Source organism: Gemmiger formicilis, assembly GCF_024462815.1.
In the GTDB taxonomy this organism is placed as follows: domain Bacteria; phylum Bacillota; class Clostridia; order Oscillospirales; family Ruminococcaceae; genus Gemmiger.
Genome location: NZ_JANGCG010000001.1, coordinates 20,473 through 35,745 on the forward strand (window position 1 = coordinate 20,473; position 15,273 = coordinate 35,745).

At 59.9% G+C, this 15,273-nt stretch carries 14 protein-coding genes and 1 tRNA gene; 12 read left to right on the forward strand and 3 right to left on the reverse strand.

The genetic code is table 11. The features are described 5' to 3' along the window. Positions 1–217 precede the first annotated feature (217 nt). The gene (locus tag NE623_RS00090) at positions 218–1,315 is read left to right on the forward strand and encodes a hypothetical protein (RefSeq protein ID WP_256271214.1); all 1,098 of its coding nucleotides are present in this window, start codon (positions 218–220) and stop codon (positions 1,313–1,315) included. 87 nt (positions 1,316–1,402) lie between these two features. On the opposite strand, the gene NE623_RS00095 is transcribed toward NE623_RS00090, so the two are convergent. Continuing rightward, positions 1,403–1,477: transfer RNA gene (locus tag NE623_RS00095), tRNA-Gly, on the reverse strand. A gap of 156 nt (positions 1,478–1,633) precedes the next feature. Here NE623_RS00095 and rsmD point away from each other — a divergent pair. After that, entirely contained in the window at positions 1,634–2,212 is a 579-nt protein-coding gene (rsmD, locus tag NE623_RS00100; protein ID WP_370866654.1) for a 16S rRNA (guanine(966)-N(2))-methyltransferase RsmD, read from the forward strand. Continuing rightward, entirely contained in the window at positions 2,209–2,679 is a 471-nt protein-coding gene (locus NE623_RS00105) for an HrpE/YscL family type III secretion apparatus protein (RefSeq protein ID WP_256271213.1), read from the forward strand. The genes rsmD and NE623_RS00105 overlap by 4 nt, the downstream gene beginning before the upstream one ends. Before the next feature lie 139 nt (positions 2,680–2,818). Here NE623_RS00105 and NE623_RS00110 read toward each other — a convergent pair whose 3' ends face one another. Then, complete coding sequence (locus tag NE623_RS00110; RefSeq protein ID WP_256271212.1) at positions 2,819–3,016, reverse strand: hypothetical protein; 198 nt, start codon at positions 3,014–3,016, stop codon at positions 2,819–2,821. A gap of 91 nt (positions 3,017–3,107) precedes the next feature. On the opposite strand from NE623_RS00110, the gene mraZ reads away from it, so the two are divergent. The 9 genes from mraZ (at position 3,108) to NE623_RS00155 (ending at position 13,746) form a co-directional block, all read left to right on the forward strand. Further along, complete coding sequence (mraZ, locus tag NE623_RS00115) at positions 3,108–3,524, forward strand: division/cell wall cluster transcriptional repressor MraZ (RefSeq protein WP_215692529.1); 417 nt, start codon at positions 3,108–3,110, stop codon at positions 3,522–3,524. A 19-nt stretch (positions 3,525–3,543) separates the two neighbouring features. Next, positions 3,544–4,467 carry a 16S rRNA (cytosine(1402)-N(4))-methyltransferase RsmH gene (gene rsmH / locus NE623_RS00120; protein WP_256271211.1) on the forward strand — a complete coding sequence of 308 codons (924 nt, stop codon included), beginning with the start codon at positions 3,544–3,546 and terminating at the stop codon, positions 4,465–4,467. Positions 4,468–4,479: 12 nt separating this feature from the next. Beyond that, the gene (locus tag NE623_RS00125) at positions 4,480–4,956 is read left to right on the forward strand and encodes a hypothetical protein (RefSeq protein ID WP_256271210.1); all 477 of its coding nucleotides are present in this window, start codon (positions 4,480–4,482) and stop codon (positions 4,954–4,956) included. A gap of 83 nt (positions 4,957–5,039) precedes the next feature. Beyond that, positions 5,040–7,556, forward strand: a complete 2,517-nt coding sequence (locus NE623_RS00130) for a penicillin-binding transpeptidase domain-containing protein (protein ID WP_256271209.1) — start codon at positions 5,040–5,042, stop codon at positions 7,554–7,556. Between the two features lie 63 nt (positions 7,557–7,619). Then, positions 7,620–8,984 (forward strand): UDP-N-acetylmuramoyl-tripeptide--D-alanyl-D-alanine ligase, encoded by a 1,365-nt coding sequence (locus NE623_RS00135; RefSeq protein WP_256271208.1) that lies wholly within the window; start codon positions 7,620–7,622, stop codon positions 8,982–8,984. A gap of 30 nt (positions 8,985–9,014) precedes the next feature. Then, a complete protein-coding gene (mraY, locus tag NE623_RS00140) occupies positions 9,015–10,025 on the forward strand; it encodes a phospho-N-acetylmuramoyl-pentapeptide-transferase (protein ID WP_256271207.1) in 1,011 nt (336 codons plus the stop codon). A gap of 64 nt (positions 10,026–10,089) precedes the next feature. Beyond that, positions 10,090–11,370: an FtsW/RodA/SpoVE family cell cycle protein gene (locus NE623_RS00145; RefSeq protein ID WP_256271206.1), complete on the forward strand. Its 1,281-nt coding sequence runs from the start codon at positions 10,090–10,092 to the stop codon at positions 11,368–11,370. A gap of 38 nt (positions 11,371–11,408) precedes the next feature. Continuing rightward, a complete protein-coding gene (gene murG / locus NE623_RS00150; RefSeq protein WP_256271205.1) occupies positions 11,409–12,527 on the forward strand; it encodes an undecaprenyldiphospho-muramoylpentapeptide beta-N-acetylglucosaminyltransferase in 1,119 nt (372 codons plus the stop codon). Between the two features lie 37 nt (positions 12,528–12,564). Further along, positions 12,565–13,746, forward strand: a complete 1,182-nt coding sequence (locus tag NE623_RS00155; RefSeq protein ID WP_256271204.1) for a cell division protein FtsQ/DivIB — start codon at positions 12,565–12,567, stop codon at positions 13,744–13,746. Between the two features lie 75 nt (positions 13,747–13,821). Here the strand turns inward: NE623_RS00155 and purB are convergent, their stop codons facing one another. Then, positions 13,822–15,258 carry an adenylosuccinate lyase gene (gene purB, locus NE623_RS00160; RefSeq protein WP_256271203.1) on the reverse strand — a complete coding sequence of 479 codons (1,437 nt, stop codon included), beginning with the start codon at positions 15,256–15,258 and terminating at the stop codon, positions 13,822–13,824. Positions 15,259–15,273 lie beyond the last annotated feature (15 nt).

A 15,273-nucleotide genomic window follows, 5' to 3' on the forward strand; every position in this document is an offset into this window, starting at 1 on the left:
ATTCTTTTATAATAGGAAGGCTTGGGCAACACCGCACAATTCGCGCCTTACGGCTTAAGCACCGCTACAGCGGCGGCGAAGCACAATCTGCGTTGCAAAAATGCTCGATAATACATCCAGTATTATCTGCGCTTTTTGCTTAGCAGCTTGCACTTCTCGCTCGCCGTATCGGCACTTAGAATTATGCGGTGTTGCCCTTATGCAAGGAGGAATTGGTTTGAATACGGAAAATCTGAATGGGATTCTTGTACAATATATCCAGCACTGCAAAAGCCGTGCGGCGGCGGAGGAAGGCTCCTTCTGGCGCGCAGCGGACTGCTTCGGCGTAAACTGGGACATAGATGACAGCGACTTCCCGGCGATGTTTGCCGATGCTACGCAGCAGGCCAGGCTGGCGCTGGACAACCCGGTTCTGCAGCCCATCGGCGGGATGCAGAACCTGATGCTGCGTGGTACCGAGATTGAGCTGGTACGGGAGTGCTTCCGATGGCTGTTCAAGGCGGATGACGGCGATATTTCCAAGCGCCGCGGCCGCGTGGAGCTCTTTGCAGACCAGATTAACGGCCGGTTCCGCCGCGTTTTTCCGCGTATGACCAAATATACGATGAATGCGGCCCATGCGGCGTATCTGCTGAACCTGTGGAGCCCCCGCGAAAACTACTTCTATAACGCCGCCGAGGCCAAGGCATGGGCGGACTATTTTGACTATGAGGCCGATTTCGGCGGCGGTGCGGCGCTGAACCTGCCCCGCTACTACACGATGTGCAATGACCTGCTGGCCGCGCTGGAGGCCTACCCGGAGCTGCTGGCGCTGCACAAGGCGTATGTGGGGCAGGAGCTGGGCGGCGTGGATGATGCCAACCATCTGCTGGTGTATGACATCCTGCACACGGCCTACACCGAGCAGCTCTACCCGAAGGGCTACGCCCGCACGGCCACCACGAAAGAGCGCGCCAAGGCTGTGCAGGAGAAGGCGACCCGTGCCGAGCTCTGCGCCTGCATCGGCGAAGCCGAGCAGGAGCTGCAGGAGCTGCTGGCCAACCCCGCGCAGCTGCCCGACTTGACCGGCTGCAAAATCACCCATAAGATGTTCGGCGCGGGTACGGTCCAGCCTGTCGAGGGGCAGTTTATGGTCATTGATTTTGGCGGTACGCTGAAAAAATTCAGCTACACAGCGTCGATGAACAGCGGCTACCTCACCGCCGAGGACCCCACCGTCGAGGATGAGCTGCAGGCCTATCAGGACTACAACAAGACCAAGGACCGCCTTGAAAAAGAGCTGAAGGCTATGAAGGCAGAGCTTGTGAAGATGTGAGAAACCCCGCTTATGGGTGCTTTCCGGCCGCAAATACAAATAATAAAAACGCTGGCGCAGATTCCTACGAATCTGCGCCAGCGTTTTTGGAGCGGCTGATGGGAGTCGAACCCACGTCCTCAGCTTGGAAGGCTGATGTACTAGCCGTTGTACGACAGCCGCATAACAGTGTCTATTATACCTGTCCGCAGGGGGATTTGTCAAGCCCGCAGGGCGGAGTTTTCTGGTCTCTGTTACAATTTTGCCATTTTATTTTACATTTTGCACCCTTGACAATCCTTGCGGTAGGCCGCATAATAAATACTGAATCTGTATCAAGTGAATTTGGAAAGGAAAGAGGTGCGGCATATGCGCGTCATCGCCGGTACAGCCCGCGGCAAAAATCTGCAGGCCCTCCCGGGGGAGGATATCACCCGCCCGACCATCAACCGCGTGAAGGAGGCCATGTTCTCCAGCGTACAGTTTCTTGTGCCCGGAGCCCGGGTGCTGGATTTGTTCGCGGGCAGTGGCCAGCTGGGCATCGAGGCGCTGTCCCGCGGTGCAAAAAGCTGCCTCTTCGTTGACCACTCCGCCGAGGCTCTGGCCATCGTGAAGGCCAACTGCAAGACGGCGGGGGTGGACCGCCAGAGCGATATCCGCCAGGGCGAGGCCGAGAGCTTTCTGGCCAACATCCGCGGGCCGTTTGATCTGGCTCTGCTGGACCCGCCGTTCCACCATGATACCGTGGCGGCGGTGCTGCCGCTGCTGGCGGCCAAAATGGCCCCGGGCGGCGTGGTGCTCTGCGAGACAGAGCGCGAGGCCGAACTGCCTGAGCAGGCCGGCGCCCTGACGCTGGTGAAGCAATACAACTACGGCAAAATCAAGGTCAGCCGCTATGAGAGAGGGGAAGAGGCATGAACGTTGAAGAATTGCTGGAACTGATGGAGGAAACGCTGGAGGCGGGCACTGCGGTGCCATTCTCGCCCTCCAAGCGCATGGTCGATGTGGACCGTATGCGGGACATCATTGATGAGGTGCGCAACAATCTGCCAGATGAGGTCCGCGAGAGCAAGAAAATTGTCAATGACCGCGAGCAGATTATGAAAAACGCCCGCATTGAGTCGGAAAATATCATTCAGCAGGCCGAGGAGCGCGCCCGCACCCTGACAAGTGAGCAGGAAATCGTCAAGCGCAGCCAGCAGCGTGCGGTGGAGATTCTGACCGCCGCCCAGTCGCAGGCCAAGGAGCTGAGCCGCAATGCCACGGTCTACTGTGAGGGTATCCTCAAAAATTCCGAGGAGGTGCTGGCCCGCAGCGTGGCGGATATTAAAAATACCCGTATGAATCTGCGCAGTGCCGCCCGCCCGAACCGCGGCCAGAAATAAAGCCCTGCGGCGGGCAGAATTTTGCCTGCAAGGTTGTTATTCACGGCACAATTCCCATAAAAAAGACAAATAAGCACAAAATAAATCGCTGTATCGTGAAAAACGATACGGCGATTTTTCTTTTGCGTAAATTAAAACTTTACCCATGCGCATTTGATGCAAACCGCCTGCCCTGGGCCGCCCGGCTTTGTACAATCTGTGAAAAATCCATTTGCGGCGCAGTTTTTACGCTCTCGCCCTTGCTTTTTGCAAAAGAAAATGGTACTATTATTTTACCACGGTGGGTAATTGTGGTGAGAATAACAACAAAAGTGGTGAAGAGTGGGTAGTTTTCCACGTTCTCCACAGAGTTATCAACAAACTGGACGCAGACACGTAAAAAACTAAGTCGCAACTTTGTGCAACCTGACGAAGGGAGGGAAAGACAGATGCTCGTAGGCCAGTACGATTACGCAATCGACGCCAAGGGACGTCTGAATTTTCCCGCCCGCTTCCGCGATGCGATGGGGGAGACCTTCATCGTCACCCGCTGGCTGGACCACTGTCTCGCCGCCTTCCCGGCCGAGGAGTTTGAAAAGGTTGCCGCCAAAATTGAGGAAAAGGGCCTTGTCAAGGGCCGCAAGGTCAGCCGTATGCTCTATGCCTCCGCGGTGGAGGTCACGCCGGACAAGCAGGGCCGCATCCAGCTGCCCGCCAAGCTGCGGGAGTACGCGGGTCTTGACCACGATGTAACCATCATCGGCAGCCGCAGCTTTGCGGAAATCTGGAACACCGAGGCATGGAACGCCAGCCAGGAAACCAGCGATGAGGACTTCACCGCAGAGATGGAAAATCTGGACTTTTAACGATATAGGACGATAACACATGGAATTTTCACATATTCCCGTACTGCTGCAGCCTTGTTTGGACGGGCTGAACATTGACCCCACCGGCATCTATCTGGATGGCACGGCGGGCGGCGCAGGCCACAGCAGAGAAATTGCAAAACGTCTGACCACAGGACGCCTGATTTCGCTGGATCAGGACCCGGATGCGGTGGCAGTCGCCACCGAAAGGCTCAAGGGTCTGCCCGCGCAGGTGGTTCAGGTCAATTTCCGAGAGGCGGCACGTGTCCTCTCGGAGCTGGGCATCCCGGCGGTGAACGGAGCCCTGTTGGATCTCGGCGTGTCCAGCCACCAGCTGGACGATGCGGCCCGCGGCTTTTCCTACCATGCCGATGCGCCGCTGGATATGCGCATGAGCCAGCAGGGCCCCACCGCCGCGGACCTGGTCAACACGCTCGACCGCGAGGAGCTGACCCGCATCCTGCGCGACTACGGCGAGGAGCCCTACGCGTGGCAGATTGCGGGCAAAATCGTGGCCGCCCGTCAGGAAAAGCCCATCACCACCACGCTGCAGCTGGCCGAGATTGTGGCTGCCGCCGTGCCGCCTGCCGAGCGCCGCAAGGCCAAGAACCCGGCCCGCCGCACCTTCCAGGCCATCCGCATTGCGGTCAACTCCGAGCTGGATGCCCTGAACGAGGGTCTGGACGCAATCTTTGATTGTCTGGCCCCAGGCGGACGGCTCTGCGTCATCACCTTCCACAGTCTGGAGGACCGTCTCGTCAAGAACAAATTCCGCCGCTGGGCACAGCGCTGCACCTGCCCGCCGGAGCAGCCCATCTGCACCTGCGGGGGCGTGGCCAAGGCCAAGCTCATCACCCGCAAGCCTATTGAAGCCGACGCCGCAGAGCTGGAGGCCAACCGCCGCAGCCGCAGCGCCAAGCTGAGAGTTTTGGAGAAAGTATAAGAGGCAACAACTATGACAACTGTTTTGCTGCACAGCGGTGCGGCGGCGCCCAGGCTGGACCCGCCGCGGCCCGAGGTACGTGTTGTGCGCGGAGGAAACCGCGGGCTGAACCGCGCCCGCCGCTTTGCGCGCACGCTGCTGCACGTGATGGCCGTCGCCACTGTGGCGGGGCTGATTATCAGCGTGCTGTACAGCCACGCCAAGCTGGTGGAGCTGAACGGCCAGATTAACAGCATCAATACCGAACTGGCCGCCGCCCAGAGCGAATATGACTACCTGAGCACCAAGATGAGCGACATCACCAGCCGCGCCAGCCTGCAGGAGGTAGCCGAGGGGCAGCTGGGCCTTGTAAAGCTGGACCCCAGCCAGATTACCTATGTGCAGCTGGAGGACCAGAGCGTCATTGAAAAGAGCACCAACAAGGCGGGCCGTCTGCTGGACAGCGTGCGCACCGCCGCCCTAAGCCTTCTGGACGGGCTGAATCCGTAAAAAATAGGCAGCTATGAGCCTTTTTGCTGCGCGGTGTCCCCGCCGACGGTAAAAAGGCTTTTTGAAATACCAGAGGAAAATTCATGCCACAAACCAACCAACCCAATCCGCCACGCCGCCGCACCCGCGCCGACAGCGGTATGATTACCCGCACACTGTTCTGTGTGGCTGTGTTTATCATTGTCTTTTTCGGTCTGCTTGTCTACCAGCTGTACGCCCTGCAGCTGCGCGATGCTGAGCTTTACCGCACCGAGGCTGTGACCCAGCAGCTGAAGGACACCACCATGCCCGCACTGCGCGGCTCCATCTACAGCGCCAACGGCAAGCTGCTGGCCAAGAGCAACACGGTATGGAATATTGTTGCCGACCCGTCCTCCATCGCAAAAAGCGAGGCAACGGATGACCAGCTGCGCACGGCGGCAGAGTATATCGCCGGTGTGCTGGGCGGTGACGCCACCGCCGACAGCATCTATGCCGTGCTGACCGCCAAAAATGACAGCGGTGAGCCGTACCAGTACCGTATGCTGGCCAAGGGCGTGGAAAAGCCCGTGGCGGACGCGATACTGGACTACGCCGACACCTACCGCATGGCGCCCGAGGACGGCGCAAAGACCGGCAAACGGATTCTTTACCTTTCGACCGAGCAGGCCACAACCCGCAGCTACCCCTACGGCGAGTTCCTGGCCTCGGTGCTGGGATTTTGCAACAGTGACGGCGCGGGTGCCTACGGACTGGAAAAATACTACGATGAGACGCTGGCCGGCACGCCGGGCCGCAGTGTGGCGGAGACGGATGTCTACGGCAACACGCTGGCCGCAGGGCAGGCCGATGTCCATGAGGCTATTGACGGCAATGACCTGAACCTGACGATTGACGAAAACGTGCAGGCCGTTGTGGAGGAGTATCTGGCCGAGGCTATGAACACCTTCACGGTGCACGGCCGCGGAAGCGCCATTGTGATGAACGTCAAGACCGGTGCCATTCTGGCTATGGCCTCGGTTGAACAGTTTGACCCCAATGACCCCTATAAAATCACCGACACCAAAATGACCGACATTCTGGATAAGGAGGAAATCGACGCCGACGATATTGACTGGCTCGAGGGCCGCCTTGGCGAGAAGGCTGTGGCGTCCATTGTGGCGGATGGAAAAATCAGCCGCGAAAAGACTGTAGATGAGGACGGCAACGAGGTCGCCAGCGAGTACACCCAGCTGCAGGGTATGATGCGCGAGGCACAGTGGAAGAATAAGAACATCACCGAGCTGTATATGCCCGGCTCCGTATTCAAGCTTATCACCGCATCTGCAGGACTGGACTCCGGCATCATGAGCACGAGCCAGACCTTCTACTGCGGCGGCAGCCTGACCGTCAATGAGGGCAGCGAACTGTGGGAGCATACCTACCGCTGCGCCAACGGTGAGGTCCACTATGAACAGGACATGGCGGGCGCGCTGAACCACAGCTGCAACCTCTGGTTCATTCAGGCGGCCGAAACACTGAAGCCGCAGATCTTCTACGACTATATTCAGGCGTTCGGCTTCACCCAGCCCACCGGCATCGACCTGCCCAATGAGACCCGCTGGACAAGCGTCTACAACGCCGAGCAGATGGCGGAGGTCGATACAAACCTCTATACGGCAGCCTTCGGCCAGAACGAGTCCATCACGCCGATGCAGATGGCCACTGCCGTGGCGGCCATTGCCAACGGCGGCTATCTGGTCACCCCCTACGTGGTGGGTTCCATCACCGATAAAGACGGCAACGAGGTCAGCAAGACCGAGACGAACATCCGCCGTCAGGTTATCTCCGAGGATGTCAGCCGTCAGCTGCTCTCAATGATGGAGAACAACGTCTACGGAGAAGGGGACTACCACTCCTGCATCAACGCCTATGTGGCGGGCTACCGCATCGGCGGCAAGTCCGGCACGGCCGAGCGCACCGACCGCCATCTGCGCGGTGACGGCGACTATTATAAGATGATGAGCTTTGCCGCCGTCCTGCCGATTGACGATCCCGAAATCGAGGTTTTTGTCCTGCTGGATGACCCGCGCTGGGTCAAGGACTACGCCAGTCAGGTTGTAGCTCCGGTGGTCGGCAACATCATCAGCGAGATTGCGCCCTATCTGGGCATCGAGCAGAACCCGGACTACAACCCCACCGGCAGCGTCAAGGTACAGACCTGCCTGAACTACACCTGGACCAATGCGCAGGTCACACTGAACCGTCAGGGCCTTAAGCACAAGCTGATTGGCCCCAGCAGCGGTACGATTGTTTACCAGTACCCTGTTGGCGGCAGCGAGATTCCCGCGGGCTCCACGGTCTATCTCTACACGGCCACCGACCAGAATGCAATGACCACCGTGCCCGATGTGGAGGGCAAGACCGGCACCTTCGCCGAGCAGATGCTCAAGGCTGCCAACCTGAACGTGCAGTTCAGCGGCAGCAGCGAGGGCAAGGTGGTGGCCCAGAGCGTTACGGCGGGCGGTACCGCCGCCTATGGCACCGTCATTACACTAACCACGGACAGCGGCGAGGATACCGCCGCAGCAGAGCCCGTGCAGGATGACGGCACGATTGACCCGGCCAACGAGGCAGGGTAAGCTGAGACAATTCCTTTTTCTATATAGAGAGTCTGATTTTCAATCCCAAGGAGGTTCCCATTCATGCAAAAGATTCCTGCCAATGAGCTGCTGGCCGGGCTGACGCTGGCCGAACCCGTTCCCATCCAGTCGGTTGTGACGGACAGCCGCAAGGTCGCGCCTGGCTGCGTGTTCGTCTGCTTCCCCGGTGAGCGTGTGGATGGCCATACCTTTGCCGCCGCTGCGTATAAAAACGGCGCGGAATATATCATTGCCAACCACCCGGTGGACGGCGTCCCCGCGGAGCGCACCGTGCTTGTGCCGGACAGCGCCCGGGCAATGATTCGTATGGCGTCCAACTATCGGATGCTGTTCAACCCCAAGATGATTGGTGTTACCGGCAGTGTGGGCAAGACCACCACCAAGGAGTTCTGCTATGCCGTGCTGTCCGCCTTCGGCAATACGCTGAAAACCGAGGGCAACCAGAACAATGACATCGGCGTGCCCAACACGCTGTTCCGTCTGGACAACGATACTGAGTACGCTGTTGTCGAGATGGGCATGGACCACGCGGGGGAGATTGAGCGCCTGACCCGCTGCACGCGGCCCTCGGCGGGTATCATCACGATGATTGGCGTCTCCCATCTGGAAAATCTCGGCACGCGGGAGAATATACTGAAGGCAAAGATGGAAATTTGCGTGGGCCTGCCGGACAGTGCACCGCTGGTACTGAACGCGGACAATGACCTGCTGCCCACCGCACAGGTCCCGGCCCGCCTGCAGGCCGTGTGGTTCGGCATCGACGCTGAGAATGTCGATGTCCGTGCCACGGACATCACCACTGGAACGGACGGCACAACGTTCAAAATTGTGGATAAGGCATACGGCACCTTCAACGCATTCATCCCCACCGCGGGCGTGCACACCGTGTATGACGCGCTGGCAGCCTACGCTGCTGCCACTCGGCTGGGGCTGGATGCTGCCCGCTGCGCCGCCGCGCTGGCCACCTACCAGACAACCGGTATGCGCCAGCATATTGTGGAAAAGGGCGGCGTTACCTTTGTGGAGGACTGCTACAACGCCAGCCCCGACAGCATGAAGGCTGCGCTTTCTGTGCTGAAGGCACTGCCCAACGCCCGCAAGATTGCGCTGCTGGGGGATATGCTGGAGCTCGGCGATGCCAGCGAGGATGGCCACCGCCATACCGGCGAGTGGGCCGCAGACGCAGGCGTGGAGGTAGTGATTGCCTACGGCCCCCGCAGCGAAGCCATGGCACAGGCCGCAAGGGAGCGCGGTGTTACAACTGTGCATTGCCAAACGGCGGAAGAAGTGCTACAATATCTACGGCAATTCGTGCGCCCCGGCGATGCGGTTCTGGCCAAGGCCAGCCACGCAATGGGCCTGGAGCAGCTGCTGCAGGATTTCTACAAGGAATTGCCGCAGGGGTAAGCTGACCCCTAGATTTGGAGGAATCACTGCATGGAGCAAATCTCATCTCTACTGGCGGCGGCAGCTGTCGGTGGCTTTGCCATCACCGCGGTGGCAGGCAAGCTACTCATCCCGGTGCTGCACCGTCTGCACTTTGGCCAGACCATCCGCGAGGAGGGCCCCACCTGGCATAACAAGAAAAACGGCACCCCCACGATGGGCGGCCTCTGCTTTATTCTGGGCATTGTGGCCACCCTTGGCATTGTGTGGGCCATATTCCACGCCAGCCTGCCGGAGGTGCTGGGCCTGCCCCAGCTGCAGGCGGGGCTGCTGGTGCTGTTTCTGGCTTTCGGCTCCGGCCTGATTGGCTTTCTGGATGATTTCATCAAGGTGTTCAAGCACCGCAATCTGGGCCTGACCGAGGCGCAGAAGATGATTCTGCAGATTGCCCTGACCTTCGGCTTTATGTTCGGCTTGAACAGCATGGGGCTGCTCACCACCGTGGTGCAGCTGCCGATTTTCGGCACGGTCGATATGGGGCTGCTCTACTATCCCATCGCTTTCTTCGGCATCATCTTTTTGGTCAACGCGGTCAACCTGACCGACGGTCTGGACGGCCTTTGCACCGGCGTGACCTTTGTGTCAATGATTGGCTATCTGCTGGCGGGCAGCCTGCTCGGCTTTGTCCATGTCTCGCTCATTGCCGCCGCTACAGCGGGCGCCTGCGCGGGCTTCCTGGTCTGGAACTTCTACCCGGCCAAGGTCTTTATGGGCGATACCGGCAGTATGTTCTTCGGCGGCATTGTCACGGCGCTGGCCTTTGTGATGCAGCGCCCCGAGCTGGTGCTGTTCTTCGGCATTGTGTACATCTGGGATGCTATGACGGTTGTCATCCAGCGTGTCTACTTCAAGGCCACGCACGGCAAGCGCATCTTCCGTATGACGCCCATCCACCACGCTTTTGAAATGCGCGGCTGGAAGGAAGTCAAAATCGACGCCTTCTTTGCCCTGATTGCCGCCATCGGCGTGGCCATGGGTATGCTGTACATCTGCGTTGCATAATTTACAGGGCCGGGCCCACCCGGCTCTTATTTTGTTCTTACCCTGTCGGGGGAGGTGACTGCTTATGAATATGGCAGTAAGTCTGCTCAGTATCCTGTTTGACCATACCATCGGCAATATTCTGCGTATGCTGGCGGTCATCCGCCTGCCTAAAATGGAGCGCGGCCACCTTTCCCATGGGTTTGTGGCCACGCTGATTGTCATTATGTGCTATGGGCTGGTGATGCTGTTTTCGGCCAGCTATTCCAACGGCTACACAAACTACGGCGATGTCTACCACTTCATCCGCCCGCAGACCATCATTGCGGTGGTGGGGCTGGGCGTTATGTGGCTGGTGTCCAACATCAACTACCGCGCCCTGCGCTATATGAACGAGAGCTTTTATATCATCACGCTGGTGCTGCTGATTGCGGCCCTGCTAAGCCCGGAGGATACCAACGGCACCTACCGCTGGGTCTATTTTGCGGGCGGCGCGGTATCCGTCCAGCCGTCGGAGCTGGCCAAATTTGCGGTTATGCTCTGCACGGCGGACATTCTGGACCGCTATCATGACAAGAAAAAGACCCTCCGCTATGGCTTTGGCTTACCGCTGCTGCCGCTGATTCCTATTATGCTTCTGCTCTGGAAGGAACCGCACTACTCCGCCATGATGCTGATGATGGGCATTTTTGCCACAATGCTGATTTGCAGCGGCTCGGCCATGCGCTGGTGGCCTGCACTGGGCGCGGCGGGTGTGGCGGGCATCCTTGCCTTTCTGAAACATCTTGCCACCGGCGAGGGCTACGCCGCGGGCCGTCTGGGCGGCGTCTGGGGCCTGACGCCCACAAACACCGCGGGTATGCAGTGGCAGACCCGCCAGAGCATCTACGCCATCTGCACCGGCGGGCTGTTCGGTGTGGGCATCGGCAACAGCGTGCAGAAGCACCAGTGGCTGCCTTACGCGGAAAATGACTTCGTCTTTTCCGTTGTGGGCGAGGAGCTCGGCTTTGTGGGGGCGATTGCCCTTATCGCGCTATTTGCGGCGCTGGTGGTGCAGGGCGTCTTTATTGCGCTGCGTGCGCCGGATTTGTACGGTACCCTGTTGGGCATCGGCATTATCTCGCAGGTGGCGTGGCAGGTGTTTCTGAACATCGGCGTCGGCACGGCGCTGTTGCCCAATACCGGCATCAGTCTGCCGTTTTTCTCCTACGGCGGCACAAGTCTTTTGATGCTGCTGGGCGAGATGGGCATACTGTTGAGCATATCCCGCGCAGGTAATGCCCGGGAGGCGCGCCTGGCGGAGCAGCATCAGGCCGAAACCGACCGCCTGCTGCAGCGCACCCGCTACCGCAAGCGGACAGAGTAAATGATATTTGCACGGAACTTCACTCGGGAGGGTTATCAATGCGTGTTCTTATTGCTGCCGGCGGCACAGCCGGTCACATCAATCCCGCGCTGGCGATTGCCGGTGCGCTGAAGGCCGCCGACCCCACAGCGGAAATACACTTTGCGGGCCGGCGCGAGGGTATGGAATATGGCCTTGTCACCAAGGCGGGCTACCCATTCCACCACATCGAAATTAACGGCTTCCAACGCAAAATCAATCTGGAAAACATCGGCCGCAATATCGTGGCTGTCTGGCATTTGGCGCTGTCCGGCCCGCGCACCAAGAAAATTCTGAATGAGGTGCAGCCGGATCTGGTCATCGGCTGCGGCGGTTATGTCAGCGGGCCCATCGTCCGCGCCGCCGCCCGCCGCGGCATCAAGACGGCCATCCATGAGCAGAACGCCTTCCCCGGCGTGACGAACAAGCTGCTGGCCAAGGAGGTCAACATCGTCCTGGCCGCCAGCGCAGACGCGGTGGAAAAGCTCGGTGCGCCGGAAAAGACCACCGTGGTGGGCAACCCTGTCCGCCCCGAGGTGCTGACCGCTGACCGCGCCGCCGCCCGCGCCAAGCTGAACGCAGGGGAGCGCACGGTGATTCTCAGCTTCGGCGGCAGTCTGGGTGCGGACCGCATCAATCAGGTGGTGGCTGACCTCTGCGCGTGGGAGCACAACACCCATCAGCAGGTGCTGCATCTGCACGCCACTGGCAGCCGCGGCGTCAAGCTGTTTGAATCGCTGGAAAAAGAGAAGGGCTTTGCCCCCGGCGAAAACCTTGTGGTGACGGAGTATATTAACAATATGCCGCAGCTGCTGGCCGCGGCGGATCTGGTCATTGCACGCTCCGGCGCGCTGACGCTGGCCGAAATTGAAGCGGTGGGCCGCGCCGCAGTGCTGATTCCCAGCCCGAATGTGGCGGAGAACCACCAGTATTTTAACGCGCTGGAGCTGGAAAAGGCCGGAGCCGCCGTTGTGATAGAGGAAAAGAACCTGACTGGCGAGGGGCTGGTGCAGACGGTCGAGAGCCTGCTGAACACCCCCGGCAAGCTGGCAGAGATGGGCGCCAACGCCAAAACGCTGGGCAACCCGCACAGTCTTGACTTGATTACCGAAAAATTGATGGAACTGATGCAGCAGTAAGCTGGCTGCAAATGGAAAGAAAGGAGCCGTTCCCCGCATGGACAACAACCAGCGCAGCCGCAGGCAGAAATCCGCGAACGGCTCCCCTGCACAAGGCCCACGGCGCGGCCTTGGCAGCCGTATCGGGCTGGAAAAGCGCGGCGCACCCGCCCCAGAGCAGCCCACGGCACGGCAGCAGGCGGCGCGGCCAAGGCAGAACGCCCAGCGCCCGCCGCGCCCCAGCCAGCAGATTAACCCGCAGAAGCCCGGTTACCGCCCCGGCGCGCCCCAAAAGCAGCGCCGTGTCACCCAGGCGGAAATCATCCGCCGCCGCAACCGCCGCCGCGCACTCGGGATTCTGGGCGTGCTGGCGGTGCTGGCGGTCGGCGCGTTTGTGTCGGTCAACCTGCTGTTCAAGGTCACAATTTTCCGGGTGGAAAATATGGACCGCACCACCCCTGCAGACACCGGCATTTACACGGAGGAGGAGCTGCTGACCGCGCTGGGCGTGGAGGCAAACTCCAACCTGTTCGGCTTCTCCACTGCCGAGAAAACGCAGCAGCTGGCCCAGCAGTTCCCGTATCTGGAACAGGTGGAGGTGGATATTCAGCTGCCCGCCACCGTCATCATCAAGGTGCAGCCCGCGCAGGAACGGTTTGCCTGTGCGTATTCCGGCGGCTGGATGGTACTGAGCGATTCCCTCAAAATCCTGCGCACCGATGCAAGCCAGCCGGATGGCCTTACGCTGCTGAACATCGCCTTGCCGGACGACTTCACGCCTGCGGTGGGCGCACACATCACCCCCAAGAGCTACAACTCCTTGCTGGGGGCAGAGCAGGCCACCGCCGAGACCGCGGGCCTGCAGGCCTCCGCCGCCGATACCCTGACCGAGCTGATGGAAAATCTGCAGGCAAACGGCCTGTTTGACGGCACCACGGCGCTGGACGTACAGGATTTGAGCGATATTGAGTTCACCTACCAGAACCGTGTGGTGGTGCGGCTGGGCAGTGAGACCAATCTGCCCTACAAGCTGCGGCTGGCCGCAGCGGCGCTGGCAGACCCCGAAAAGGGGCTTGCGGACAGTGACCGCGGCGTGCTGGACATTTCCACCCAGCAGTCAAACGGTGATATCCGCGCCTACTTTGCGCCGGAGGAGGCCGCCCCGACCCCGGAACCCGAACCCACCCCTGAGCCTGCGGAAAACGCAGGGGATGCAGGGGACGCCGCTGCGGCAGAATAACCAGACAAAATAAATCCCGCTGACCGGGTTGCATCCGGTCAGCGGGATTTTTGTACTTTTGATGCGGGAAAGGGCTTAGACGCTCAGCTCGACGTGCTGGCCCAGATCCTCCTTGTTGGCGTCCAGCACAGGCTGGATGACGTCACGCAGGAACTCGGTGACCTGCTCGGCGCTGCGACCGGTGAAGGCTTCGGGCGAGAGCTCGGCCTCAATCTCCTCACGGCTCAGGCCGAAGGCGGGGTCAGCCTCCACGCGGGCAATCATATCGTTGGGCTTGCCCTCCTGCTTAACAACCGCGGCGGCGGCCACAGCGTGCTCACGCAGGCGCTCGTGCAGCTCCTGACGGTCACCGCCCTTCTTGACGGCCTTCATCATAATGTTCTCGCTGGCCATAAAGGGCAGCTCGGCCATAACGCGGGCGCGGACAACCTTCGGGTAGACAACCAGCCCGTCAGAGACGTTCAGCAGGATATTCAGAACGGCATCGGCGGCCAGGAAACCCTCCGCCATGGCAATGCGCTTGTTGGCGGAATCGTCGAGGGTACGCTCAAACCACTGGGTGCCTGCGGTGATGGCGGGATTCAGCACGTCCACCATCAGGTAGCGGCTCAGGGCGCAGATACGCTCGCAGCGCATGGGGTTGCGCTTGTACGGCATAGCAGAAGAGCCAATCTGGTTCTTCTCAAACGGCTCTTCCATCTCCTTGAAGTTGGCCAGCAGGCGGATGTCGGTGGCCATTTTCATTGCGCTCTGACCAATACCGGCCACGGCGGACAGGACGTTGTAGTCCACCTTGCGGCTGTAGGTCTGGCCGCAGACCGGCACGACCTTGTCAAAGCCCATCTGGGCGCAGACGTCCGCCTCGACCGCCTTGATTTTGGCAGAATCGCCGTTGAACAGCTCCACAAAGCTGGCCTGCGTGCCGGTGGTTCCCTTGACGCCGCGCAGCGCCAGCTGGGAAATCTGGTGGTCAACCTCCTCTAAATCCATGTACAATTCGTTCATCCAGAGGGTGGCGCGCTTGCCCACGGTGGTGAGCTGGGCGGGCTGGCAGTGGGTGTAGGCCAGGCAGGGCATGGCCTTGTATTCATCGGCAAATTTGGCAAGGTTTGCCAGCACGCCGATGAGTTTCTTGCGGACAAGCTGCAGGCCCTCGCGCATGATGATAACATCGGTGTTATCGCCGACATAGCAGCTGGTGGCACCCAGATGGATGATGCCCTTTGCCTTGGGGCACTGCAGGCCGTAGGCGTAGACGTGGCTCATCACATCGTGGCGAACCAGCTTCTCGCGGGCAATGGCATCCTCATAGTTGATGTCATCCTTGTGCGCCTCCAGCTCGGCAATCTGCTCATCGGTGATGGCCAGACCCTGCTTCTGCTCGGCCTTGGCCAGTGCAATCCACAGTCTGCGCCAGGTGCGGAACTTGTTGTCCTCCGAGAAGATGTACTGCATCTCGTCAGAGGCGTACCGGGTGCTGAAGGGGGAAATGTATCTGTCATGTTGTGCCATGGAAAAAGTCCTCAA

Excerpts from the sequence above, each read along its gene's own strand:
- NE623_RS00105 (WP_256271213.1), top strand. The coding sequence starts at position 2,209 with ATGAACGTTGAAGAATTGCTGGAACTGATGGAGGAAACGCTGGAGGCG.
- mraZ (WP_215692529.1), top strand. The coding sequence starts at position 3,108 with ATGCTCGTAGGCCAGTACGATTACGCAATCGACGCCAAGGGACGTCTG.
- rsmH (WP_256271211.1), top strand. The coding sequence starts at position 3,544 with ATGGAATTTTCACATATTCCCGTACTGCTGCAGCCTTGTTTGGACGGG.
- NE623_RS00125 (WP_256271210.1), top strand. The coding sequence starts at position 4,480 with ATGACAACTGTTTTGCTGCACAGCGGTGCGGCGGCGCCCAGGCTGGAC.
- NE623_RS00130 (WP_256271209.1), top strand. The coding sequence starts at position 5,040 with ATGCCACAAACCAACCAACCCAATCCGCCACGCCGCCGCACCCGCGCC.
- NE623_RS00135 (WP_256271208.1), top strand. The coding sequence starts at position 7,620 with ATGCAAAAGATTCCTGCCAATGAGCTGCTGGCCGGGCTGACGCTGGCC.
- mraY (WP_256271207.1), top strand. The coding sequence starts at position 9,015 with ATGGAGCAAATCTCATCTCTACTGGCGGCGGCAGCTGTCGGTGGCTTT.
- NE623_RS00145 (WP_256271206.1), top strand. The coding sequence starts at position 10,090 with ATGAATATGGCAGTAAGTCTGCTCAGTATCCTGTTTGACCATACCATC.
- murG (WP_256271205.1), top strand. The coding sequence starts at position 11,409 with ATGCGTGTTCTTATTGCTGCCGGCGGCACAGCCGGTCACATCAATCCC.
- NE623_RS00155 (WP_256271204.1), top strand. The coding sequence starts at position 12,565 with ATGGACAACAACCAGCGCAGCCGCAGGCAGAAATCCGCGAACGGCTCC.
- purB (WP_256271203.1), bottom strand. The coding sequence starts at position 15,258 with ATGGCACAACATGACAGATACATTTCCCCCTTCAGCACCCGGTACGCC.